The following is a 25,155-nucleotide window of genomic DNA, read 5'->3' on the forward strand; positions in this document are numbered from 1 at the left end:
TAGCAGATTTTGCGTAGACGCCAGAGTGCAAAAAGTGCGCTTTAGATGCGCATATTGTCTTTTTCCGCAGAATAATAAATCTGCGTGTTTTTTGCATGCATTTGAATGCAAACTCCATCAACGGAAGATCGCCAAGTATTAAAAGTTACCTCTAGGGCAGTGATATACTGTTTTTACACAATGTGTTAAATACATATATCAGCTTATCTTCATGTAGAGATTGCGAGCTGATTGTACCTATCAAAAATTCTGTACAGCTGTATTTCATTGAAAAATAAAATTAATATCCAATGTGCGACCGTTGCGGCAGATTGTTGCACGCATCGTCACTCTCACGGCAGTAGTCAGAAGTCAAATGAGATTTCGTAGCGTTAATATGGCGGGTCGCGTGGGTATTAAAACGTATGGTCATTAAATTTTAACATAAGTATATCAGGTCCCGATCCTAGTGAGATTGGGAAATTCTCCTAGGGCACGTGAGTGGCACATGGGGAAATAAAAGAAATGTCAAGCATACAAGCGGCCCAAGCAGAAGCCGCACCAAAAGAAACGGTCAAGTTTACCAAGCAAGATCTTACATGGTCTTTGTCTATGTTCGGCACTGCCGTAGGTGCTGGTGTTTTGTTTTTGCCGATCCGCGCCGGCCTTGAAGGGTTCTGGCCGCTGATCCTGATCGCAATTCTCGTGGGTCCTATGACCTACTTCTCTCACCGCGCACTTGCACGCTTTGTCCTCTCCTCCAAGCGCAAAGATGCAGACATTACTGACGTGGTTGAAGAGCACTTTGGTAAAACAGCAGGTTTGCTGATTACCTTCTTTTACTTTTTTGCGATTTACCCAATCGTACTGATCTATGGTAACGCGATTACCAACACCTTCGACAGCTTCATCGTGAACCAGTTGGCAATGCCTGCTGTCCCGCGCTGGCTGCTCTCAGGCGCACTCGTCGCAATGATGATGGGCGTGATGATCCTTGGTCGCCGTCTGATGCTCGTGGCAACAGAAATTCTGGTGTACCCACTGGTGATCATTCTGGCTGGTATGTCCATCTACCTGATCCCGTCCTGGTCATTTGAAGCTATGAGCTTCGACAGCATTCCAGACGTGGGCACTTTGCTGACAGTGGTGTACCTCACCATTCCAATGCTCATCTTCTCCTTCAACCACAGCCCTGCCGTCTCCTCCATGGCTCTGGCTCAGCGTGAAGCACATGGTGATGATGCAGTTGCAAAGTCCGACATGATCTTGAAGCGGGCATCTGTCATGCTTCTCGGCTTCGTTATGTTCTTCGTATTCAGCTGCGTTCTCGCTCTGTCTCCTGAACAGCTGATGGAAGCAAAACAGCAGAACCTGCCAGTTCTCTCCTACCTTGCAAACGTGTTTGAGAGCCCGCTGATCTCCTTCATGGGTCCACTGGTCGCGTTCCTTGCAATCTTCTCTTCTTTCTTCGGCCACTACCTTGGCGCAAAAGAAGGCCTTGCAGGCATCGTTAAGAAGTCCGCTCCAAAAGCTGTCGAAAGCATGGGCGAAAAGAAGTTCAACACACTGCTCGTTGCCTTCTTCTTCTTCTCCGTCTGGGGCGTTGCAATCATCAACCCATCCGTTCTTGGCATGATTGAAGGCCTGGGTGCACCGTTCATCGCTGCAATCCTGTTCCTGATGCCAATGTACGCAATCAAAAAAGTCCCAAGCATGAAGAAGTACGACGGCGTGCTGTCCAACATCTTCATCGCTGTTATGGGCATCATCGCTATCTCAGCGATCGTTAAAGACCTCATCTAAGAAGGTCTGTTGAAAGAAAAGAACCGGTGTCCTTTCGGCACCGGTTTTCTTATCTCCAAAATGTTCATGTTATGTTCGAAGTTTTTAACATCTTCAAAATCGGTTCTGGTCCATCCCGTTCTCATACAGTTGGTCCTATGAAAGCGGCAAAGCAGTTTATTGATAGCTTGCCGGTAATGGATAAACTGCGTGATGTGACGCCTATTTCAGTCGCTGACAGGAAAAGGTCACCATACGGACATCGCGGCCCATGTATGAGACCGTCAAAGATATATGCCCTACGCACCATGAAACCTCTCATGCGGGCTCGCGTTGAAAGTTGTGCCAGAGGCTAGCTGAATAAGCGACCTAAAGTCGACGTTGAATGAGCCAGCTATTTTATTGCCGTCTCTATGAGTATTTCAGGACATATTTAAAACTCGACGGGCGCGTGGAACCGGCTACTAACGCCTTTTTGGTACTCCCTGAGGAAAAAGGGAGAAACCCATGAAGTCTTTACTGCTGAGTGCAACGTTTCTAGGCTTTGCATTGCCTGCCGCATTCGCCGCTGATCCCGTGACCGTTGTGAGCTACAACGTCCAGAACCTGTTTGATAGCATTGATGCCCCCGATAATCCGCAGGACAACACCTACGTTTCTAAAGATGCCAAAGAGGAACTGAGTGAGGAACATAAAGCGACTTGCGAGAGTTATAGTGACAAAGAATCTCACTATTACAAGCAATGCATTGAGCTGAACTGGGGAGAGGAGTCTTATATGAAAAAACTGACTTCTCTTGGTGCAGTCATCAGGTCGTTCCCGGAAACGCCAGATGTTCTTGTCCTTCCAGAGACGGAAAATAAGAAGGTTCTCGATGACCTTGTTACGAATGCTTTGTCAGGGCTCGGTTACATCTCAGTGGTTCAAATTGATACCAGCGATAAGGATCAGGATCGCGGTGTTGATGTGGGTATTATTTCGCGGTTGCCATTGAGGGGGGAAGCGGAAGCCATTCAGTTGTTTGGCAAGGATCAACCCAATCCTCACGACTGCAAACCAACGCGAGACCTTATTAAAGCCCAGTTTGAGATGCCCGACGGAGAAAGCATTTATGTATTTGGGGTCCATTTCCCATCTGGAGACGCTTACCAGTGCCGTAAAGATGCGATGGGAATTCTGAATGCAGAACGGGCAAAACTCCCTGCTGATGCAAATGTAGTCGCAGCAGGAGACTTCAACTTCAATTGCACAGATGTTCAAAATGGTGAGTTTCAGGCGTTGGCAAGGGAAGGGCATTGGACGTACCCCCCAGAGATTGTTGGTTGTGCAGCACCTGGTAGTGCCTTTTTTTACAAGGACCAAAGTTGGTCGTTTCTGGACATGATCCTTGTTTCAGATGCATTACGCCCTGATAAAGATAGCGACAGCACGTGGTTTGCAGATTTGGGCAGTTTCCACACAGTGGTGACACATCCAAGCCAGTACACAAGGGACGCGAAAAACAGAGTACGGCCCAATAGATTTGATGCAAAAAACAATGAGGGCGTAAGCGATCATTGGCCTGTCCTCATGCGGTTTTTGAAACGCTTTTAGGATCAGCAATATTTTACCAAATATAAAACCGGCTCAGTCTTCTGAGCCGGTTTTATATTTGGGTTTTATCAACGTACCAACGCGAAAGCTTAGGTTTAATAAAGAGCTAACGGTGAATCTTGGTGACGGAGTGAATTGCGGCGTATCATAGCAAGTGATTGAGGCTTGCTTTTGACTCCAGAGGAGCTGATACGCCTATGACAGATGATAGTGTTATCCCGCTTGTGCAGCCAGGGGAATTTCAAGATGCACTTACGGAAGTTTTGCGTTCGGGTGCACAGCAACTTTTGCGAGCGGCCATTGAGAGTGAAGTCATGAGCGTGCTTTCGCTTTACTCGGACTTAAAATTACCAGATGGCCGTCAGCGGGTGGTTCGGCATGGGCATTTGCCAGAGCGACAGGTCCAGACTGGCGTTGGGCCAGTCACGGTCAGCAAACCTCGGATCCGGGATCGAGATGAGAATGCAGAAGAGAAAATTCATTACCATTCCAATCTGTTACCTAATTATCTGCGCCGTTCAACCAGTCTTGATGAATTGATCCCAGCGCTCTATTTGCGTGGGGTTTCTACCAATAATGTTCAGCAAGCTTTGAGTGCTTTGTTGGGTGTTGATGCCCCCAACCTTTCACCGGATGTCATCCGCGGCCTTGTCAAAAGCTGGCGATCTTTATGGGAAGAGTGGAAAACCAGAGACCTGTCAGCGCGCAACTACGTTTATATGTGGGCAGATGGCATCTATCTGAAAGCCCGGGGAGAACGGGAAAGTCGCTGTATTCTGGTGTTGATCGGGGCAACACCGGAAGGCAAGAAAGAGCTGATTGGCTTTGATGATGGCTACCGGGAAGATACTCAGAGCTGGCGGGAGCTACTGCTTGCTCTCAAAGCTCGCGGCTTGCAGATCGAACCGAAGTTGGCTGTCGGTGATGGTGCTCTGGGTTTCTGGGCGGCATTGCGGGAAGTCTTTAGCACAACAAAAGCTCAACGCTGCTGGGTCCACAAGACAATGAATGTCTTAAGCAAAATGCCTAAATCCTTGCAGGCCAAAGCAAAGAAAGATCTACAGGATATCTGGATGGCAGAGAACCGCGTAGATGCTGAGACGGCTTTTGATCTTTTCATAGAGAAATTTGAGGCCAAATACCCCAAAGCCACGCAATGCCTTGCCAAGGATAGGATCGAACTGTTGGCTTTTTATGACTTTCCTGCTGAGCATTGGGGGCATATCAGAACCACCAATCCAATTGAATCAACCTTTGCGACTGTGCGCCACAGAACAAGGCAGACCAAGAACTGCCTCTCCCGGGATACTGCAATGCCAATGGTCTTCATGCTGATCAAGGCAGCGGAGAAGCGCTGGCAGAAATTGAGAGGCAAAAATCAATTGCCTAAGATAATACAGGGTGTCATCTTCAAAAATGGCATCGAGAGTGATGCAAACCAAAATCACGCCGCCTGAAACCCATCACCAACTTTTGCGGTTAGCTCGCGCTGGCTTGCTGCAACCTGAACTATTTGAAACGATTGGCACACTACAAATAGGCGGCATCAATCTCGTCATTGCCGTGCTGATCTGGTTGATGATCTATCCAATGATGGTGCAGGTGGAATTCACCGGAGTACGCAATTGCTTTGTGAAACCAAAAGGATTGATTGTCACTTTAGTAATGAACTGGCTGGTGAAGCCTTTCACGATGGCAGCATTGGCAATCCTGTTCATGCGCTATATTTTTGCCTCATGGATATCTACAGATCTGGCAAACCAATATATTGCAGGCATGATCTTGCTGGGCGCAGCGCCATGTTCAGCAATGGTGTTTGTCTGGTCTTATCTCACTAGAGGAAACGCCAGTTATACTGTTGCACAGGTTGCGACCAATGATCTGATCATGATCTTCGCCTACGCGCCGCTCGCAGCATTCCTGCTCGGTGTTTCAGATATAATTGTCCCATGGGATGTATTGCTGGTTTCAACCGGCCTATTTGTTGCCTTGCCATTGGGGGCAGGGTGGGTGACTCGGCTCGCTCTAAAAAATGAGGCGCACCTCGCCTCCTTCAGCTTTGGCATGAAACCATTCTCTATCGCGGGACTCGTGGGAACCGTCTTCCTGCTCTTTGGCCTTCAGGCCAACGACATCATCGCCGCACCGGCAGACATTGTTTTGATCGCAATCCCACTTCTCATCCAGACTGTGCTCATTTTCTTCATCACATACATCTGGATGAAAAAGTGGCGCCAGCCGCACAACATAGCGGCTCCGGGTGCAATGATAGGCGCATCAAATTTCTTTGAGTTGGCTGTTGCTGTTGCTATCAGTCTGTTCGGTGTCACATCGGGAGCCGCACTCGCGACCATTGTTGGCGTTCTGGTGGAGGTACCCGTTATGCTTGCGTTGGTTTCTTACGCCAATAAGACACGCGGACAGTTTTCAAATGATCTTGCCGAAGAAAAAACGTAACGGCTCTCATCCCATTGTGTAGGGCGTTGATGGGTTGGATGCCCCACCCCGACGGCATCACAATGGCGTTGTTGCAGTATTCCACTGACATGGTGTATCTTCTTCGAAATTTCCTATTCTAAAGATGTAAGCGTCAACGCTTCGTGTGATCAAGCCTCGGTTTTGGCCTCGACCTTGTTTTTCTGAACATCGATAATTGCTTGATACTGCCAAGGCATCAGCTCGTTGATGCGGTTCGCAGGATGATCTTGGATCCGTTCCAGCACCCAAGCAAGCCACGCCTCTGGATTAATTTTGTTCAGCTTGCATGTCTCAATCAGGGTATAGGCGATGGCGGCTGATTTTCCACCTGCCTCTGAGCCCATGAATAGATAATTCTTTCTGCCCAGTGTAACCGGCCTCACAGCGCGTTCCGCGGTATTGTTATCCAACTCCAGAAAGCCGTGATCCAGATAGGGTCGCGCCTTTGGCAGGCGGGTCAGTGCATATCTGATCGCTTTGGCCAAAGGTGTCTTGGCAGATATTTTATTCAGCTGCGTTCTGAGCCAGTCCTCCAGATCATCAAAGATGGGCTTGGCGTCTTTCTGACGCAAAGCCACGCGGTCAGCTGGTGATTTCCCCCGTGCCCGTTTTTCCACGCCATAAAGATCAGCTATCCGGTTTATCGCCTCTTTGGCAACGGGTAACTTATAGCTGTCATAAACCTTCACAAATTCGCGCCGGATATGAACCATACAAGCCATCTCTTTCACACGCCCCGTGCGGTAGACATCATTGTACCCTGCATAGGCATCAGCATGGGCGAAACCCTCGTAGCTTTGTAGATGTTTACTGGGGTGTTTAGCTTCCCGACTGGTGGAGAACTGATACCATACGGCAGGTGGTGATGTGCTACTCCAAGCGCGTTCATCTCTAGCATAGACCCAGAGGCGTGCGGTTTTAGTCTTGTTTTTCCCGCGCCCCTTGCCCTTTTCAAGCAGCTTGACGGTAGTATCATCCATAAAGATAGCTTTGCCATCAGTCACATGATCGCGGATGGCATCGGAAAGTCGTTCCAACAACTTTGTGCTTTTGCCTACCCATGAGGACAGAAGCGACCCGCTTAGATCAATACTCTGGTTCGTAAAGATCTGGCTCTGGCGGTAGAGGGGCAGGTGATATCCGTATTTACAGGTTAAGATATGCGCCATCAGCGCAGGACCAACAAAGCTCTTGGGGATGGGACGCGAAGGCACCTCGGCTTGTGTGACAGTCTCACAGCAGGTGCAGGCGAGACGCGGGCGGATGATCTGGTTGACGATGTAATGGCCGGGAACATATTCCAGTTCTTCCATGACATCTGTGCCCAGTTCTTTGAAGCTGCCGCCACACTCAGCGCAGGCATCACCGGGTGTCAGGCGGGTCTGTGTGCGTTTAAGATCTTTTGGGAACGGCTTGCGCTGGCGCGGCGCGCGCGGCGGCTTGGCCTCTTGTTCAGCAGTTGGCGTGCCTTCATCGATACCAGTCTCTGCTGCCTGCGCAATCTCATGCTCTTCGAGCACCAGTTCCAATGCAAGCTGATCGAGGCTTTCCGAGCGTACGCCAAAACGATGCTTCTTATGGCCATCCAGTTGCAGGCGTAGATCGGCTATGATTGTGTCGCGGCTTTGGATCGACAGAGAATGGGCAGTGCGTTCTGCAACCAGTTCTGATTGCATTACTGACTTGAGGCGCTTTTGTTCCGCTGCATTGGTGAGGCTCGATTCCAGAAGCTCTGCTTCCAAACTCATGACTTCCACCCTCTGCGCGGCGATATAAGCCTGCACATCATGGGGTAAATTAACAAAATTTGGAAGCAATTCAGACATGAAACTTTATAGCATGTTTTGAGCATATTGGGAATTCAAAACAACCGGACATCCCAATAAAACAAGGCCTTATCCGACCATGGTGGGCCGCCAAGTCCTCTTAAGAATTCGCCAGTCTATGCCTTCCAACAGCATCGCCAATTGTGCACGGCTCAGGCTGATCTTGCCGTCTTTGGCCAAAGGCCAAACAAAACGGCCCCGCTCAAGGCGCTTGGTAAAAAGGCACGCGCCTTGGCCGTCCCACCATATCACTTTGATAGTATCACCGCGCCGCCCGCGAAACAAAAACAGATGGCCTGAGTATGGATCTCCCGCCAGAACCTGTTCCGTCTGAGCAGCCAACCCGTTAAACCCGCGCCTCATATCTGTGACACCCGCAGCCAGCCAGATCTTAGCATCCGCCAAAACAGGGATCATGCCGCAAGTCCTCGTGCCAGTTCCACAACAAAGCCTGCATCGACCCTATCGCTGATGGACAGCCTGCGCCCATTCTCAAGTATGATCTCTATGCGCGCTTCTGACAGTGGGAAGGGGATGTCTTCCAGCGTCGGCGCATCTGTTACCTCAACGACTGCAAAGCCGGACGGATCCAGTGACCCATCCCTAAACCGCTCATCCTGCCGCCATGCGTATATACGGCTGGCTAAAACGCCATGCCGCTTCGAGACCATAGGCACCGTCGTCCCTGCATTCAAGCTCTCCGCGACCAACTGCATCTTGAATGTATCCGAATATCTGGGCCCACTGCCACCACCATTCTTGCTCACAGTAAATCTCCTGTTATCGCACCGAAAATCAGCGCCATCACGCGAAAATGACAGGTCTCAGCAGGTTAAAAAAGAGGGGGTTCCCTTGGTGCTTACCCGGAAATTGACGTCAGCGACCAGAAAGTTGATCTCATCGGCCAGCTGTATGGTCGCGCCGCTTTCAGCATGTTCTATAAAGCGTTCAACAAAAGAGTTAAGAGCTTCTTGAAGGTAACCGAAGGAAATACGCACACTCGTATTTGAGAAGATTGGTGCAACCATCTCATGTTGGTCCTGCCATTCTACGCCTTCTGCAGAAACTAAACCATTATGTAGTATGGGTTTTAGTAGGTCAGCAATACCACCGCCCTTTGGAAAAATAGCTTGTTGCTCTTCCAGAACTCGGGACAGTAATTTAGGATCGTTTACGAGGAACTTGCGGGGGTCGTCGTCATCGAATTGGAAAATAGCACACTCATAGAGCTCCTTTGGAATAACACCAAGAGGGTCTGAGCTCAGATAATTGCTAAAGTTCCTCCAGCCTTCTACTGCGTCTCCCGGAAAGGGCGCTGGTGGTCGATATAATGAAATCCTGTTTTCCATTATCTACATTCATGTTGCGGCGGAAATTGAAACAACTCCGCACATTTCCCAACATTATCAGCATCTGCCGACAGAAGAAGCAGGTGAGAACCCATGCGTAATCACGCTTTGCGGAAATATAGAACAGCCCTCTTATAGATTTGCTTTCTGGACACAACAAATTTTGTTTGATTGCTAATCAAGAGGAATTACTTCGAGTTACCAAAGGCTTCGCACAGTAATTTGAGCGGTGCAAATAATAACTAGAACAGATAATGGCACTCATTTAGCTTCGTGAGCTGAAGGTAAATTGAGTATTGCCTTCTAGGCGAAATGACGCTTCGTCTTTTTATGGGTAGAAAACGGTTATATGGAGACCAACACTAAGCAGGCGTTGTGCGCTGAGGCTGACTGCAAAAAAACATTTTGCAACTGGTCTCAGAGCACACCAAAAGATGTCGCAGGCTAGGCGCACTTTCTGCATTCAGTGAATAAACTTCAGCCGGAGAGCACACATATCCCCAAGCAGATTACCTGAGACACTATTGCCTAAATGAGGAAGAGATCATTCAAAAATGGCATCGGGACTCCTCGCAAATCACCACAGCTTTTAATAATAACTGATTGTGCCGGCTAATATTTTTCAAATCGCGTCAGTATCCCGCTGAACTTGTAGGGCCAAACAAGAGCGCTGATTTAGAATAATTATGATATTTCACTTCGTTCGAATACTGACGCAAACGGTTGCGCAAACGGTTGCGCGAGTCGTTTGTGCCTGATATCTTATTCTCAGGTCGGGAGACGATGGGGGATTTCCGCAATGAAGAAGGGCGTACTTTTAAACGCTCCGGTATCCGGTATTATTTCTCATATGGGCCATGGTGATGGTCTGTGTGTTGGAGATGCAGGCTTGCCAATTCCGCAAAACGTTATGCGGATTGATCTTGCAGTTATGCGAGGTTTACCAGCAATGCTTGAAACGGCCAAAGCGATCACTGATGAAATGCAGGTTGAACGCGTTGTGATAGCGGACGAATTGGTAGAGCAGCAGCCAGCTTATCATCTCAGAGTTCTGACACTCATTGCTGAGATATCTAAGCAGCAAAATACCCGAGTGGAAATTTCGAGTGTATCCCACGATGCTTTCAAAGCACTGACAGCCGACTGTCGGGCTGTTGTCCGCACCGGCGAATGTACTCCATACGCAAATATTATTTTTTATTCGGGCGTCGCGTTTTAGCAAGCACGAGCATTCTTAAAACCTAAGAAGAGGACATAGAGTGACAACCCTTCTAGAACTGCAAGGAATTGAGAAATCCTTTTCTGGAGTGCACGTGCTCAAATCTGTCGATTTCACCATTCATGCGGGCCGCGTTGTTGCGCTTGCAGGGGAGAACGGGGCAGGCAAATCTACGCTCATGAAGATCATAGCTGGCATCTATGGACGCGATGCAGGCAAGGTGGTGTTCAAGGGCAATGAAGTTGAATTTAACACTGCGCGCCAGTCCATGGATGCAGGCATAGGCATTATTCACCAGGAACTTAATCTTCTCCCAGAACTGAGTGTTGCAGAAAATATTTTTCTTGGCCGTGAACCAACCAGGTTTGGTCGCATTCAGTGGGATGTAATTGACCGTGAAGCCCGCAAGTGGCTAGGGCAGTTGAAGCAGGATATCGATCCGCGTATGCTTCTTGGAAAGCTCTCCATAGCCCAACAACAAATGGTTGAAATTGCGCGTGCATTGTCTCTCAATGCTGAAGTGATCATCATGGATGAACCAACAGATGCGCTCACCGATATTGAAACAGCGATCCTGTTTGAAGTTGTAGGCGAGCTCCGCAACCAAGGCAAAGGGTTGGTTTTCATCTCGCATCGTTTGGGTGAAATTTTCCAGATGTGTGATGACATCGCCATCTTGCGTGATGGGCAGATGGTGCATCAAGGGCCTGTGAGCGAGATCACTGAGGATGACCTCATCCGCTATATGGTTGGCCGCGAGCTCTCTGATCAATATCCTTTTGTTCCAGCTGCACCGGGCGAAATTCGTCTGGAGGTCGAAAAACTCACCGCTCATGGGACCAACGATATTTCATTTTCCGCACATGCAGGCGAGGTCGTTGGCTTTGCAGGTCTTGTTGGAGCAGGGCGTACGGAACTTGCAAAAGCGATATTTGGCGCAAATCCAATCGAGAGCGGAATTGTTAAAGTCGATGGCGCCGAAATTCGCCTTAGATCACCGCAGGATGGCGTAAAAGCGCGCATTGGATATGTCACCGAAGACCGCAAACACGAAGGTTTGGTGCAATCTCAAGAGCTTGGCCGCAACATGTCTTTGAGTGGACTTGAAAGGTTTTGTAACAGCCTGGGTATCGTCAACAAAGCCGCAGAAGCCGTTACGATCAGCGAATATATCAAAGCGTTCGCCATCAAAACACGAGATGCAAATACAATTATCTCCAATCTGTCTGGTGGTAACCAGCAGAAGGTCTCAATCGCCAAATCTCTCGTACACGAACCAACCGTTCTCATTCTTGATGAGCCGACGCGCGGGGTTGATGTAGGTGCTAAGCGCGAAATCTATTCTTTGATTAACACACTGAAAGCACAGGGCCTGTGCATTTTGCTGGTGTCCTCAGATATGCCAGAGCTCCTCGGCATTTCTGATCGAATTCTGGTGTTGTCAGACGGGAAGCTGACAGGCGAATTTGAACGGGCTGATGCCACTCAGGAAAACATAATGCGCTGCGCCGTTGCAGGCCAGATAAACGGGTAAACCACATGAAACTCAACGAGTTCCTCAGTGAAAATAAGTCTCTGATTGGCCTGATTATTCTTATGGCCTTCGTCTCTCTTGCCAATGCCAATTTCCTTGGTGTTGACAATATGCTCAACATTTTACGCCAGACCTCCATCAACGCCATCATTGCAATGGGAATGACCTTTGTCATTCTAACTGCAGGCATTGACCTGTCCGTTGGGTCTATCCTTGCGTTTGCTGGTGCCATTTGTGCCAGCTTGATTGGTTTGGATACGCCATTGGTGATTGCGCTTGTCGCAACGCTCTGCGTTGGTGCTGCTCTTGGCGCAACCAGCGGCGTTATCATCAGCTATTTCAACGTCCAGCCGTTCATCGCCACGCTCGTCGGTATGACCATGATCCGCGGTGCTACGCTGGTCTATACGCAAGGCCGCCCAATTTCTACGGGCGACTATGATGTTGCGGAAAGCTTCTATCAGTTCGGAGCAGGCTATCTCTTCGGTATTCCCCACCCTGTAATCGTGATGGCGATCATCTTTGCACTCTGCTGGTTCTTGCTCTCACAGACCCGTTTTGGCCGCTACGTCTATGCCATTGGCGGCAATGAGAACGTGGCTCGTCTGTCCGGCATCAATGTCAAAAAGGTCAAGATTGCTGTGTATGCCCTCAGCGGCGCACTGGCAGCGCTCGCAGGCATCATTTTAACAGCTCGCCTTGAATCTGCACAGCCAACAGCAGGCCTTGGGTACGAGTTGGACGCCATTGCAGCTGTAGTCCTGGGCGGAACCAGTCTGGCTGGCGGTAAAGGCCGTATTTTCGGCACCATTATTGGTGCCCTTATTATTGGTGTGTTGAACAACGCACTGAATATTATGGATGTTTCATCCTACTACCAGATGATCGCCAAAGGTGCGGTTATTCTTCTTGCGGTTGTCGTTGACAGCCGTGGCAAAGCAAATGCTTAAGCAAAACAACTTGACACTTGGGAGGTTACCTATGAAAAAAATTATTAGTTTGGCAGCTGGTGCAGCACTTCTTCTTGGCTCAACAACAGCGTCTATGGCGCAGGACACACTGGCACTGGTCGTGTCCACTTTGAACAACCCGTTCTTCGTAACTTTGAAGGAAGGTGCTGAAGCACGCGCAAACGAACTTGGTTACAAGATCGTTGTTCTCGACAGCCAGAACGATCCAGCAAAAGAACTGGCAAACGTTGAAGACGTGCTGAGCAAAAATATTGCTTTGTTGCTCATCAACCCAACTGACTCTGATGCAGTTTCCAGCTCCATCCGCGCTGCAAATCGCAAAGGCGTTCCAGTTGTCACCCTTGACCGAGGTGCTAACCGAGGTAAAGTTGTGTCTCACGTTGCCTCAGACAATATTCTGGGCGGCGAAATGGCGGGCGAGCTGATCGTTGAAACACTTCGCGGCAGTGGCAAGGTTGTTGAACTGGAAGGCGTTCCAGGAACGTCTGCTGCGCGTGATCGCGGTGCAGGATTCAGGAAAGCAATGTTTGGTGCTTCCGGTATTGAAGTTGTGGCTGTACAGCCTGCCGATTTTGACCGCACCAAAGGTCTGAACGTCATGGAGAACATCCTGCAGGCACAGCCAGAAATCAACGCTGTCTTTGCTCACAATGATGAAATGGCTCTGGGTGCAATCAAGGCGATTGAAGGAGCTAATCGCGACATCCTTGTTGTTGGCTTTGATGGAACTGAAGATGGCGTAAAAGCTGTTGAAGAAGGTACAATGCTGGCAACCGTAGCGCAGCAGGCTGGCATGATCGGCTCCATCGGCGTAGACATTGCGGATAAAGTTCTTAAGGGTGAAAAAGTTGATACGTACACCCCAGTAGCACTAAAGCTGGTTACCAAGTAAACCTCAGTATCTATAGTACAAAAAGGGTCTGGCGTATGCGCCGGGCCCATTGTCCTAAACCGGAGTTAAAATGGTCAGTATCAAGGATGTTGCACAGGTTGCGGGCGTTTCCGTCTCTACAGTGTCTCATGTTATCAATGAGACCCGCTTTGTTGCTCCCCTGACCAAACAACGGGTGATTGAGGCAATCAAAAACCTCGGGTTTCAACCAAGTATGATGGCCCGTGCCTTGAAGGTAAAACGCACCAACATCATCGGTATGCTGGTATCTTCAAGCTCCAACCCATTTTTTGCAGATGTCGTTCGCGGTGTCGAAGAGGGATGCTACCAACACAATTTCAGCCTGATCCTGTGTAATTCAGGTCATCAACCAGATAGACAGCTTGCCAATCTAACGACGCTTCTTCAGCGCCGCATTGATGCGCTTCTGGTGATGACCACCAAAACGGATCCGGCTCTTTACGATCAGCTTAGCAAACTGGGCAAGCTGCCAAAGGCGATTTTGGACTCCGCACCCCATCCAAATGCGTGCACCTTGCAGGATGATTCCGTCCTCGGTGGCCGTATCGCGACAAAACATCTGATTGACCGCGGCCTGACAAAGATCGGGTGTCTAATGGGGCCGGATGACCATCCAAGATCTATCGAGCGCCTACAAGGTTTCAAAACGGCGATGGAGGCCGCTCATCTGCCCATAAATGAGAATTGGCTGGCGGCTGGAATGCTCACTGCTTCTGGCGGCTATGAGGCGATGAAACAAATTCTGGCATTAGAGACGAGACCAGATGCTATCTTCGCATTCAACGACCTTATGGCTATGGGGGCTTACAGGGCGGTGCAGGAGCAGGGGCTCTCCATTCCGCAGGATATGTCCATTGTTGGTTACGATGATGTTGAATATGCCTCCTATATGTCTCCAGCACTGACCACCATTAAACAACCAAGCTTTGAACTCGGCTTAAGCGCTGCAGAAACCTTGATCAGTCATCTTGAAGAAAAAACTGAAATGCCGCCGGTGGTTCAATTGGTTCCGGAACTCATTATGCGCAACTCTGTCAAACACTAGGAATACCTCATGTCTATCGTCATCGTTGGCAGCATAAACGTCGACATTACAACGCGTTCTGAAAAACTTCCGCGACCTGGTGAAACACTGCATGGTGACAGCTACTCAATTAACTTGGGCGGTAAGGGCTGCAATCAAGCTGTTGCTGTTTCCAAGCTTGGCGGCGATGTGCAACTGGTCGGGCGTATCGGCAAAGACGGTTTTGGGGATATCGCTGAGACCCAGTTAAAAGATATGGGCGTTGCAACTGATCACGTCTTAAAAGATGAGAACAACGGCACAGGTATCGCGGTCATCGGTGTTGATGCAAACTCGGAAAACTGCATCACTGTTGTTGGCGGTGCGAATATGGCGGTCAGTAGCTCTGATATAACGCAGAATAAAGAGCTGCTTGAGAATGCTAAGCTTTTGATGCTGCAGTTGGAGATACCAGCACAAACGTGTCTGGCAGCGGCAAAGGCCGTACAGGCCTCAGGTGGCCGAGTAGTCTTTGACCCAGCTCCAGCCCCAGTTCATGGTTTGCCAGAAGGTTTTTTGCGCCATGTCGACGTGATCACACCCAATGAGACAGAAACTGAAGTCTTGACCGGGTTTAAGCCAACCAACCCGCAAGAAGCTGCAAAAGCTGCAGATTTACTGCGCCAAATGGGTGTTCCGGCAGCTGTGGTAAAGCTTGGGGCTCACGGTGTCTACTTTAAGGATGAAACAAGCGAAGGTTTTGTAAAGCCGTACAAGGTCGATAGCATTGATTCCGTGGCAGCGGGAGATTGTTTCAACGGTGGCTTGGCCTACGCACTATCACAGGGCAAAAACCTAGGTGATGCCGTGCGGTTTGCTGCTGCGTGTGGTGCGCTTTCGACGACAAAGCGTGGGGCTGCAACATCAGCACCAACACTCAAAGAAGTCGAAGAATTGATGGGCTGAACATAACTTGAATAAGCTGGGGTTGGCAGCCTTTATGCAACCCCAGCTGAATTGGATTAGCCGCGCCCGCGGTAAGTTGGAACACCTTGTTCTGGAATCCAAACCCCTTTTGGCGCTTCTCCAGTTTGATAAAACACATCAATTGGAATGCCGCCGCGTGGATACCAGTAGCCACCAATGCGCAGCCAGATCGGGTTGAGCGTATCAACGATCCGCTTACCAATGGAAACGGTGCAATCTTCGTGGAAGGCACCGTGATTGCGGAATGATGTAAGGAAGAGTTTGAGAGACTTGCTCTCCACCAACCACTCATCCGGGACATAATCAATCACGAGATGCGCAAAATCAGGTTGCCCGGTAATTGGACACAAAGAGGTGAACTCTGGTGCCGTAAACCGGATGGCATAGCGCGTGCTCTGTTGTGGGTTTGGCACTTTTTCCAGAACGGCTTCCTCTGGAGATTGGGGCTGCACTGTTGCACCGCCCAACATGGTCAGGTTCTTGTAAATATCGGATTTGCTCATAATCTTCTCGTTTTTATTAGACGCCGCGCTTATTGCCCCAAAGCAGCACATGGAGTTGCGGCAGGATGCGGGGCGTAAACCAGCGGTCAGCAAGGGTCTTTTCAATAAGCCAGTGCATGCGCTCCATCACGCCATCCATGTCAATGCGCGCATCCTCATCGTCTGGCGGTGGAGGTGTATGGTTGCCCGGCTGCAGATACAAAGGTAAATGCGGGAACCGTTCATGAACCTTCCGCGCCCAATTATAGTCCACCTCATCAAACACAACGATCTTTAACAAACTGTTGGTGTCGTCTCCCGCTTTGGTCAGGCAAAGTTCAAACTTGATCCAATCGACGGTCTCACCAGAGGAGGGTGGTTTAGGGCTCAGCACCAGAGTATCAAGCTGCGCAAACCAGTCTTTGGCAACCGAGCCCTGTGTCTCCAGAGCAAAGCGGTAGCCCTTGGATTTGCCCATTTCAATGAGTTTGGAAAAATCCTGAATAGCTGGATTACCGCCCGACAATGAGACGGTCAAAGGTGTATGGCCAGTAAGTGTTTCCACCTCGCTCCATACATCTTCAGGTTCCATTGGTCGCCATGTATGACGATAGGCACTGTCAACCGCATGCAGCGTATCACACCAAACACAGCGATAATCACACCCGCCAGTGCGCACAAAGACAGTTGGTTCCCCCATCAAAGCCCCTTCGCCTTGAATAGTCGGCCCAAAGATCTCACTAATGCTCAGCTTGGTCATGGCCGATACTCCGCCCATGTTTTAGGTGTTTCGCTCACGCGAACAGCGCTCGTCTCATCCCAACGTTGCTTGCACCAACTGTAGATTTCGGTTGCCAGAAACTCTGAGGTCACCTGATCATGGTCAAACACCTCATTGAGATGCCGGTGATCCAGTTCATCATCAATATAACGCTTCAGCGGTTTTAACGCGGTGAAATCCACCACAAATCCGTATTTGTCCAAGGTCTCGCAGGAGAGCTCAACCACAACAACATAGTTGTGGCCATGAAGACGCGCGCAAGGATGGTCCTCCGGCATTTCGCAGAGTTGATGTGAGGCCGAAAAGTGGAATTCCTTTGTGATTTTGTACATTACAAAGGTGCCCGCTCCAACGCAGATTTCCAGTAATCAGGATCAGCATAGATAGTTGGATCCACAACACCGGCAATGGCAAAAGCTTCACGCCGTTCAACACAGGTGCCACATCGCCCACAATGTGTGTCGCCGCCTTTGTAGCAGGACCACGTGTCAGCAAACGGGACGTTGTGCTTTACGCCTTCCGTTACGATTGCGGATTTAGGGATCTCTAGAAACGGAGTGTAAAGGCTCACATTAGCGTACCCATCAAGGGCCAGCTTTTGCATGTCTTCAAAGTTCTTGATGAAACCAGGGCGGCAGTCTGGATAGATGAAGTGATCCCCACCATGAACAGCAGCAGCCACAGCATCTGCCTGCTGGGCAGCAGCAATGCCAAATCCAATGGAGAGCATAATGGCATTGCGGTTAGGAACCACAGTCACCTTCATGTTCTCTTCTGCATAATGGCCATCTGGCACATCTATATCATCCGTGAGCGCGGACCCACTGAGATGTCGCCCAATCTGGCTCATATCCAAAAGAGAATACGGCACCCCCAATTGCTTGGCTGCATGGGCGGCGTAATCCAGTTCAATTTTATGTCTCTGGCCATAGTCAAATGAGACCAGACCAAGGAGCGTCTGTTCATGCGCCACCTTGTAGGCGAGCGTAACAGAATCCAATCCGCCGGAGCAGATTACGATCGTTTTCATATTTTAGTCCTTGTTTTAGGTCCCGGGTAGGCTGCGACCGGCGCTCAAACGTTGAGCAAGGGGCTACCTAGCAGACTAAAGAAGCAAGGAAAAGGCGATTTTGGAATTGAACCGGTTCCTCTGGGGAAATTAGGGAAGCCGCATGAAGTTAGCAATTGATGTAAATCAGAAATGAAGTTGCCTTTGACACACATAGAAATTTGCGCGCAGGTCCTAAGGAGAATGTTAGGAGGCCAGAGTCAGGAGTTTGACCTCGAGCTGTATCAGGGCGGGCCTTAGCGTATTAAAGTCGTTTTCAATATTGGTGAACGGATGCCTCCTATAAAGCTTGATGGCTTTTGCACTATCCAACTGGGCAAGCAAAGGGCGAACGATACGCAAGGCATCTTCTCGTGCCTTTTTGCGGATTATGAGCGTCTGACGGGTATCTGCTATGATTTGAACATGTTTTTTGAGGTCCCCAGCGACGAGGGGTTGAGTTACGCAACTTATAAATTTCTTCAAAGCGGCAGTATCAACATACTGCTCGCCAGCTTCTTGATTGCCCAAAAGGATGTCAATAAAATAATTATCGGCAATCGATTTCGTAAGTTCCATACGTGCAATGCAGTTATCAGCTGCCTTTTTGACACCTTTTGCTATGTCCTCGCGAAAGCCGGTCAACTCGCCATGCATAGCATCATACATGCCTTTAAGTTCGTTCAGTTGGCCCATGTTTTCCTCATGAGAACTGTTCTTGGCAGATTCTTGTTCAAGCAATTTTATTTCAGTCAGGAGATCTTTAAATTTGGTTGGATCAAAAACAGATTCATCAATGCGGTCAATGCCTTTAATCTTGCCCTTGATATTTTTCCAGGAGGCCGCCTTCGAAGTCAGTATTTCCAGATTTTCCTTTATTGGGCCAGCCTTTTCTGTGAATTTGTCCTTAGATATTTTGCGGTCCTTGGCTAATTGGATGCCTTGTTTGTAATCCTCTTCAATTTTCTGGAAGTAACTATCTTCCGAAACATTATGAGGACTATCCACTTGTTCCGACTGCCAGTCCAGACGACCTTTCAATTCCATTATATATTTCTCAGCCTGAAACTTAATACGGTTCATCTGAGTGAGAGACTCTTTCAGATCGTCAACCGTAGAAGAATTATTGGCCACAATTCTTGCCTGTTTGAGATAAAGTTCTAACTCGCCATGATAGATTTTTTCGTTTTTCGGTTGCAGAATTGCTTTGAATTTTTGAGCTAATTCTGGCCGTGCCGCTCCCAGTTTAGCTAATAAAATGGGTATATCCTTAAAGCGTTTCTCAATGTGTTGAATTTTCAAATCAATAATCTTGCGGAATTCTATTGCCATCTTGATGTTGGACATAAGAGGTTCAAACTGCTCTGTTTCAAGCTCCTCACATTGGCGTATAGCCTTGTCAATACTTATACCGGAGGATTGATCTCGCAGGTTCTTAACATCTTCTACCAGTCGCATTTTGGCTTCTATGTAGTAGAGACCTTCTTTACTGCCCTTTGACTTATTGATCTTATCTAAAATTTTCTGAGTTCTTTTTTGTAAGTCCTCATATCCGCCAGGGTTTCTTTGTAAACCATCCAGAATATCTTCTGCCTTTAAAAACTCTTCTACGGCAATTGTTTCTATCCCACTTACCCCAGATGATCTAAGTTCATCCAAAAAATCGAAGGATTCCAAAAGGCTATCGAGAGTCTTACGAGGAACTGCTTTTGCTTTTTTATCTTTGGGACGCTTGGGGATCTCCACCATTACGTCTTTGGTTAACCCGTCAATATCACCAGCGCGGGCGTAGGATTCTGTCGTACTTTTCTTAGTAACAACTGTGTCACCGTCACCAAACATGACTAGTTTTTCCAGCTGCTCTTTGTAGTTTCGTGTTCGAATATCAAGATCCTTCTTGGCCCACTCCTTGTTTTTGCTCCATTTTTCCTTGCGAATTGCAGATGTTTTTAAAGTAAAAATCAAACTGACGACTGTAGCTAAATTGCGGGATGGGTCAGTTCTATAGTGACCAAGTTCTTCCAAAATTTGGTCTGCTACCTCACTCGGTCCAGCCGTTTGCATACTGGCACAAAGCTTTTCTATATAAGCTGTCATATTCTTCAAGGTGACCATAGAAGCTTTTGCTTCCTCGGTATTCTTAAAGAGATCCTGCCATGCTGGGTCATCGCTTGTGGCATTTAATGATTGAGCGGTCGCCAAGGGAGTGCTTAAGCGGGTTGCTAAGCCGGTATATCCTATCCCGGTGAGGTCGGTTATGCACTCTTTTACGGATATGATCTGCTTACTAAAGTTTTTTTCGGTTTCATCTATAATCGACCCACCGGAGTTTTGAATAACATCTTGCAAGAGCGATTGCATTGTGTCCAACTTGCTCCGGGTCTCGGCAAGAGAACCCTCACATGCATCATAACTATGTGCATCACAGTTCAGTTCAGCTTTTTGCAGTAACAGATCAACAGTTTCATGAATGGACCTGAATGCTTCATCCTCTTTTACAAAATCTTTAAAGCTAGCTTGATTTTTAAAAAGGTTTGCATTCCGTATTCTATAACCTGCAATTTGATCCTGCAGAAACGCCATGCGACTATCATCAAGAGGTGCGCCACCTATAGGAGGGTTGGTTTTAAGTTCTTCAATCTCCCAAAAGAGTTCTGAAATTTGCTGAAAATTGTCCATGGCCATAGTTTGCACTGCAGCAACTGTAGCTGCATGTTCCACAAGCTTGCGATCCTGCTCATCCTCAAGAGCCGCCGCCGCCGCGATTTCCTGCTCTTCCTTTTCCCTAATCGCCACATACAAACCATCAACAGCGGCAGCAAAATCAGGGTATGTCAGCCCAAATTCTTGAAAAACCGACTTGGCCCAACTGTCTTCTTTTCGTGTTAAGGGGGGGGCAGGTTGCTTTAACTTTGTTTCAGGCATCGGAGGCTTCACCTTGGTCTTTTTGAGGAGGTGATAATATTTGGATTTTCTGTAATGATATTTTCCAGTTAAGGCCCATGAGCAGACCTTCAAAAATCTTTGGGTATTGCAACGATTTGCCGGCCATTGGGAAATGGCCAGTTGGTAACTGGGAATGAATATTTTAGTTCATGAAACGGAGGTTTTACTTTGCTCACGTGTTCAAGTTCCAATTACGTATCCGGCGGTTTGTCCGTTGATGAGGACAACATCTGCAAGGGAGTAATACGAAATCACCCCTCGAATTCACCGCTTCCATGCGCCTCCTATGGTCACGGAGGATAGTTACGCCTCACATAAAAGTCGGCGCAGAAAAGCTACTGCAGCAGTTATGGCCGACCTTCGTGAAATATGCGTTGTAATAAATGTTTTGGTTTTCGCTTATTATTGATCGATTTTCAACGAACCCAAGTTCAGCTGTCGAGACAGTCGCGTTTAGGTTTTGTGTTTTCCAGAATACCCGCTTGGTTTGGACATCGACCATTTCTGTAATGAACCTTCTTCTGGCTTATAAATCTCAATGAGCAAGGGGTAGCAAGGCGTATTGTCATCAGAATGGCCGCTTCCACAATCACCACCGGGGCATGCGGAAATAGCACCAAGCAAATCAATTTCAGCAAAAAATTCGATAAAATCACCGGGCCGAACCGGGCTGGCTTTCATAAAGTATTGATGCGTATCAGGTGTGAAGCCTGTGCACATGAAAACGTTCATCACATCATGGACATGAGGCTCGGCGCCATCAAAAGATAGGCCTTTGGCAGCAGAAAGCGCGCGGGTCAAATTTGAATGGCAGCAATGGTTGTAGTCAACGTTCTTTAACATGTGATTGGTGTACGGATCACAGCGTGTACCAATCACATCATGAACTCCGGCACCATCTTCATCCCAGCCATACCAATCCAGTGTGTCCTGAGTAATCGTCGCCATTGGACGCAAATAAGGCATATTGCTCCAGAGACGATCGCCAGTGGTGAGATGGCTTGCATGGAGTTGCCTCGTCTTGCCGCTAAAAAAACGTTCATTCAGATCGTTGGCATTCCAAAGGTTCAAATCGCCGACCTGAGGGCCTTCAACGCTGACAATTCTAAAGAAGGATCCGGCAGGAACTTCAAAATACCCGCCATCACGCGGTGACACCAAAACCTCTGAAACTTTCTGCATGGTCTGTTTGGCCTGCTGATACAGATCCCCATCATAATCAGGAAGGTGGTCAACCTCATAGCAAACAATAGGGTTTTTGGAACGTCGCTCATCAGATGGGGCAGGGATACCGGTGGAAACAGAACGAGAAGCGAGCTTGGTCATGAGCCGATGATCCTATGAGTATGATGCAGACTTGATCGACCTGATTGAACATTGCAATGCTCATTTAATATATTGATATATTTTCATGAATCCGGTTAGCCGCGCATGAAAAGGAGGAGGAACAGAGGACCTCCACCGGGAATGTTTTTTGTGGCCGTTGTTTAAATGATTGAAAACGCGAATGTCATAGAGTTTGTTGAATGAAAAGGGCTGCATCCTGCATTTTCGTTTTATGGGAGAATTTTGAAATGAGCAAACTCCAAGGCGGGAAATTGGGATGTCCTATCAAAATCTAACTATAATTTTTGTCGTGGTCTTTGTTTATAGCGTTATGAACCGTAAGCTGGAACAATACCCAATAAACGGGGCCCTGTTGTTCTGCATCATCGGGTTTCTGCTGGGAGATAACGGCCTGGATTGGTTTAGCATCAGCCTTTCCAATGAAACCATTCGGACACTGGCGGAATTATCTTTGGCCATTGTTCTGTTTACCGATGCCGCCAATACAAACCTCAAAGTCCTATCTGACAACGTTGATCTGCCACGCCGGCTTTTGCTTCTAGGGCTCCCACTGACGATCATCCTGGGCATCGGGGCAGGGATGATGCTTCTGCCCGATTTACCACTTGTTGAAGTCGCTATTCTCGCCGCGCTTCTGGCCCCAACAGATGCAGCACTCGGCAAAGCTGTTGTGACTGATCCTGAAGTGCCGACACGAATTCGTGAGACACTGAACGTAGAAAGCGGTCTGAATGACGGCATCTGCGTTCCCATCGTTTTCTCACTCCTCCCGGTGGCAATAGATCCATCTCTGGCAAGCAACCTTAATCACATGGCTGCCAAGTTGTTTGCTGAACAGATTGGCTTGGGGGTGCTGATAGGTATTGGTGTCGCTGTGCTGGCATGTCAGTTTATCGAATTATGCTTTGGCAGTGCCGAGCAATCAAAAACATGGGAGCAGGTCACTGTTGTCGCTCTTGCAATAAGCTGCTTTGCCATAGCTCAGCTGGCTGGTGGCAGCGGTTTTATTGCCGCGTTTGTGGGAGGAATTGTTTTTGGCAGGCTGGAGAAGCCCTATAAAACACAGCTCCTGGTATCTGCGGAAGGAATTGGAGACACACTTTCTCTGATGACATGGTTGATTTTCGGGGCGGCAATTATTGGCTCTGTCCTCAGCACTTTCAGCTTTGAAATTCTGCTCTATTCAATTCTGAGCCTGACCATCGTGCGTATACTACCCGTCTATCTGGCGCTTTCTGGCGAAAGCCTGCTGCTCAAAGAGAAGCTGTTTATTGGTTGGTTTGGACCAAGGGGCCTTGCCAGTATTGTCTTTGCAATTATCGTGCTGGACGCCAATTTGCCGGGCAGTTCAATCATCGCGTCCACTGCGGTAACCACCATCGGTCTCAGTGTTATCCTGCATGGAATTACCGCTCATTCCTTCATCAAAGCGCTGATAAAGAAGTGAGCAACGTTGGTCTGGGGGCTCGGTTTATTTAACGGGTACGAGCTTGCCCGTGTGTTTGAAGAGCCGGCGAATAAGGAACTTGATCAACCAACCGAACCCAATATCTGATCGCATTTCGAATTCTTCGTAATGGAACTTCCGCATCGGGTAATTTAGTTTTTTTAGCCCAGTGGTCAAGTTCATCCGCATCATTTCTGGTCCACAGAATGCGATTGGCATCATATCAAAACAGGTGCCTTGTAAAATTTTGAGGAGCCGTGCATCGATGTATTCACCCATATCTGATTCAAAGTATTGAACATGCAGATTGGGGAGACGTTTTTGCAGCGCTTCAAGCTCTTCCTCAAGCGGGTTTTCAAGTCTATTTCGAACGCCGTAGTAAAGATAAATCTGTCCCGTTGCCTCAAGAGACAAGGCCTGTGCCCATGCCAGAAATGGAGTAATTCCCACTCCGCCCGCAATCCAGATCTGATCTTGATTTTGAGCAAAGGGTTTGAACCCGCCATACCCTCTGCTGAGCTGAGCCTTCGCACCTGCTTTTAACTCGTGAATGCGGGACGTGTAGTCACCCAGTGCAGAAATACAAAAGCGGATACTACCGTTTTCCTGAGGGGCAGACGCAATCGTATATGGATGCGTTTCCCGCAATCCGTCTTGTTCAAATGAAACATAAGCGAACTGTCCGGCTTTATATGAAATAGGCTTGCCGCCTGGCTTCAAACTAACGGTTGTAACCCGCCCATATACCTCAACAGTCTCCACCTCATAAGCTTTTGTACGCCCCGTGATGCCTTTGTAAGTCAGGTAGACAAAGGAACTGACACCAGCAAAACAGAAAACGGAGACATAAAGACCGAGTGGGTCACTCCATGAGAAGAAGTTGTTAATGAGTAAGAAATGGACGGCAGCTAGGGCGAAGAAAACACCAATGAGCCGATGGGTCCACCGCCAGATATTGTAGGGAATGAAGGTCGCCAAGGAGCCTAAACCGAGGATTAGGATGCCATAAAACCCAATTTCACCAAGCTCTCCGGCAATACCTTCATCTTCACCTCTGATAAACGCACCTGCAGCGTCCCGCAGAGTTGGCTCGGCTTCTATGGTGTCATGAAGAAAGGCAGCTACGATGGCCAGAACAGCAAGCCATTTGTGCAAAACATACACTTGGTCCAATGGCCCAAAGAGGGCTTCGACACCTCTTACACGTGTGGCCATAACCTGAACCAGCGCCATGCTGATCAAAGAGACCATGCCTGCATATTGGCTAATCAAAACAGAAAAGCTCTGCTCTCCGCCAAACTGCGTCAACAAATACAGAGGAGGCAACAGGCTTGCAAATATAAGTGACAGACCAACGGGCTTCATTCTCTAGCGCTTTCTTACCAACACAATTGAGTGCCTCGGATGAAGAAACAGCTTTACTCTGGTTGTACGCCGGGGGCGTCTAGAGCTGAATAATCGACCTTTTGG

General features: G+C 48.4%; 23 protein-coding genes. 12 read left to right on the forward strand and 11 right to left on the reverse strand.

Annotation, left to right across the window (positions count from 1 at the left end; all coding sequences use genetic code 11):
• The first annotated feature begins 504 nt into the window (after positions 1 to 504).
• From BLS62_RS10520 to arsB, 5 genes are all read left to right on the forward strand, one after another.
• Complete coding sequence (locus tag BLS62_RS10520) at positions 505 to 1,782, forward strand: aromatic amino acid transport family protein (RefSeq protein ID WP_093180306.1); 1,278 nt, start codon at positions 505 to 507, stop codon at positions 1,780 to 1,782.
• 137 nt (positions 1,783 to 1,919) lie between these two features.
• Positions 1,920 to 2,117 (forward strand): hypothetical protein, encoded by a 198-nt coding sequence (locus BLS62_RS32555; RefSeq protein ID WP_280141886.1) that lies wholly within the window; start codon positions 1,920 to 1,922, stop codon positions 2,115 to 2,117.
• A gap of 151 nt (positions 2,118 to 2,268) precedes the next feature.
• Complete coding sequence (locus BLS62_RS10530; RefSeq protein ID WP_093180308.1) at positions 2,269 to 3,354, forward strand: endonuclease/exonuclease/phosphatase family protein; 1,086 nt, start codon at positions 2,269 to 2,271, stop codon at positions 3,352 to 3,354.
• A 197-nt stretch (positions 3,355 to 3,551) separates the two neighbouring features.
• The gene (locus BLS62_RS10535; RefSeq protein ID WP_093176470.1) at positions 3,552 to 4,811 is read left to right on the forward strand and encodes an IS256 family transposase; all 1,260 of its coding nucleotides are present in this window, start codon (positions 3,552 to 3,554) and stop codon (positions 4,809 to 4,811) included.
• Positions 4,786 to 5,811 carry an ACR3 family arsenite efflux transporter gene (gene arsB / locus BLS62_RS10540; protein ID WP_093180311.1) on the forward strand — a complete coding sequence of 342 codons (1,026 nt, stop codon included), beginning with the start codon at positions 4,786 to 4,788 and terminating at the stop codon, positions 5,809 to 5,811. Before BLS62_RS10535 ends, arsB begins: the two co-directional genes overlap by 26 nt.
• A gap of 149 nt (positions 5,812 to 5,960) precedes the next feature.
• On the opposite strand, the gene BLS62_RS10545 is transcribed toward arsB, so the two are convergent.
• The 4 genes from BLS62_RS10545 to BLS62_RS10560 form a co-directional block, all read right to left on the reverse strand.
• Positions 5,961 to 7,580 (reverse strand): IS66 family transposase, encoded by a 1,620-nt coding sequence (locus BLS62_RS10545; RefSeq protein WP_208990807.1) that lies wholly within the window; start codon positions 7,578 to 7,580, stop codon positions 5,961 to 5,963.
• A 147-nt stretch (positions 7,581 to 7,727) separates the two neighbouring features.
• Positions 7,728 to 8,075, reverse strand: coding sequence for an IS66 family insertion sequence element accessory protein TnpB (gene tnpB / locus BLS62_RS10550; protein WP_093180317.1), 348 nt, complete (start codon positions 8,073 to 8,075; stop codon positions 7,728 to 7,730).
• Positions 8,072 to 8,425 (reverse strand): transposase, encoded by a 354-nt coding sequence (locus BLS62_RS10555; protein WP_208990808.1) that lies wholly within the window; start codon positions 8,423 to 8,425, stop codon positions 8,072 to 8,074. The genes tnpB and BLS62_RS10555 overlap by 4 nt, the downstream gene beginning before the upstream one ends.
• A gap of 57 nt (positions 8,426 to 8,482) precedes the next feature.
• Entirely contained in the window at positions 8,483 to 9,007 is a 525-nt protein-coding gene (locus BLS62_RS10560; protein WP_208990809.1) for a hypothetical protein, read from the reverse strand.
• A gap of 799 nt (positions 9,008 to 9,806) precedes the next feature.
• Here BLS62_RS10560 and rbsD point away from each other — a divergent pair.
• The 6 genes from rbsD to rbsK all read left to right on the forward strand — a co-directional run bounded on the left by rbsD (position 9,807) and on the right by rbsK (position 15,613).
• Positions 9,807 to 10,226 carry a D-ribose pyranase gene (gene rbsD / locus BLS62_RS10565; RefSeq protein ID WP_093180320.1) on the forward strand — a complete coding sequence of 140 codons (420 nt, stop codon included), beginning with the start codon at positions 9,807 to 9,809 and terminating at the stop codon, positions 10,224 to 10,226.
• Between the two features lie 40 nt (positions 10,227 to 10,266).
• Positions 10,267 to 11,760 carry a sugar ABC transporter ATP-binding protein gene (locus tag BLS62_RS10570; protein ID WP_093180323.1) on the forward strand — a complete coding sequence of 498 codons (1,494 nt, stop codon included), beginning with the start codon at positions 10,267 to 10,269 and terminating at the stop codon, positions 11,758 to 11,760.
• Between the two features lie 5 nt (positions 11,761 to 11,765).
• Positions 11,766 to 12,710: a ribose ABC transporter permease gene (gene rbsC / locus BLS62_RS10575; RefSeq protein ID WP_093180326.1), complete on the forward strand. Its 945-nt coding sequence runs from the start codon at positions 11,766 to 11,768 to the stop codon at positions 12,708 to 12,710.
• A 31-nt stretch (positions 12,711 to 12,741) separates the two neighbouring features.
• Positions 12,742 to 13,623 carry a ribose ABC transporter substrate-binding protein RbsB gene (gene rbsB / locus BLS62_RS10580; protein ID WP_093180329.1) on the forward strand — a complete coding sequence of 294 codons (882 nt, stop codon included), beginning with the start codon at positions 12,742 to 12,744 and terminating at the stop codon, positions 13,621 to 13,623.
• Positions 13,624 to 13,693: 70 nt separating this feature from the next.
• Complete coding sequence (locus BLS62_RS10585) at positions 13,694 to 14,689, forward strand: LacI family DNA-binding transcriptional regulator (protein ID WP_093180331.1); 996 nt, start codon at positions 13,694 to 13,696, stop codon at positions 14,687 to 14,689.
• Positions 14,690 to 14,698: 9 nt separating this feature from the next.
• Positions 14,699 to 15,613, forward strand: coding sequence for a ribokinase (rbsK, locus tag BLS62_RS10590; RefSeq protein WP_093180334.1), 915 nt, complete (start codon positions 14,699 to 14,701; stop codon positions 15,611 to 15,613).
• 56 nt (positions 15,614 to 15,669) lie between these two features.
• On the opposite strand, the gene queF is transcribed toward rbsK, so the two are convergent.
• The 6 genes from queF to BLS62_RS10620 all read right to left on the reverse strand — a co-directional run bounded on the left by queF (position 15,670) and on the right by BLS62_RS10620 (position 22,217).
• A complete protein-coding gene (queF, locus tag BLS62_RS10595) occupies positions 15,670 to 16,137 on the reverse strand; it encodes a preQ(1) synthase (protein ID WP_093180336.1) in 468 nt (155 codons plus the stop codon).
• 16 nt (positions 16,138 to 16,153) lie between these two features.
• Positions 16,154 to 16,894 carry a 7-carboxy-7-deazaguanine synthase QueE gene (gene queE, locus BLS62_RS10600; protein ID WP_093180339.1) on the reverse strand — a complete coding sequence of 247 codons (741 nt, stop codon included), beginning with the start codon at positions 16,892 to 16,894 and terminating at the stop codon, positions 16,154 to 16,156.
• On the reverse strand, positions 16,873 to 17,229 hold the full coding sequence (gene queD, locus BLS62_RS10605; protein WP_093180342.1) for a 6-carboxytetrahydropterin synthase QueD: 357 nt from the start codon (positions 17,227 to 17,229) through the stop codon (positions 16,873 to 16,875). The genes queE and queD overlap by 22 nt, the downstream gene beginning before the upstream one ends.
• Entirely contained in the window at positions 17,229 to 17,927 is a 699-nt protein-coding gene (gene queC, locus BLS62_RS10610) for a 7-cyano-7-deazaguanine synthase QueC (protein WP_093180345.1), read from the reverse strand. Before queC ends, queD begins: the two co-directional genes overlap by 1 nt.
• 225 nt (positions 17,928 to 18,152) lie before the next feature.
• Positions 18,153 to 20,870: a hypothetical protein gene (locus BLS62_RS10615; RefSeq protein WP_093180348.1), complete on the reverse strand. Its 2,718-nt coding sequence runs from the start codon at positions 20,868 to 20,870 to the stop codon at positions 18,153 to 18,155.
• A 474-nt stretch (positions 20,871 to 21,344) separates the two neighbouring features.
• Positions 21,345 to 22,217, reverse strand: a complete 873-nt coding sequence (locus tag BLS62_RS10620; protein ID WP_093180351.1) for an urea carboxylase-associated family protein — start codon at positions 22,215 to 22,217, stop codon at positions 21,345 to 21,347.
• Between the two features lie 277 nt (positions 22,218 to 22,494).
• Here BLS62_RS10620 and BLS62_RS10625 point away from each other — a divergent pair, with 277 nt between their 5' ends.
• Complete coding sequence (locus BLS62_RS10625) at positions 22,495 to 23,685, forward strand: cation:proton antiporter (protein ID WP_093180354.1); 1,191 nt, start codon at positions 22,495 to 22,497, stop codon at positions 23,683 to 23,685.
• Between the two features lie 24 nt (positions 23,686 to 23,709).
• Here BLS62_RS10625 and BLS62_RS10630 read toward each other — a convergent pair whose 3' ends face one another.
• Positions 23,710 to 25,050, reverse strand: a complete 1,341-nt coding sequence (locus BLS62_RS10630; protein WP_093180356.1) for a ferredoxin reductase family protein — start codon at positions 25,048 to 25,050, stop codon at positions 23,710 to 23,712.
• Positions 25,051 to 25,155 lie beyond the last annotated feature (105 nt).

It is taken from the genome of Pseudovibrio sp. Tun.PSC04-5.I4, assembly GCF_900104145.1.
In the GTDB taxonomy this organism is placed as follows: Bacteria; Pseudomonadota; Alphaproteobacteria; order Rhizobiales; family Stappiaceae; genus Pseudovibrio.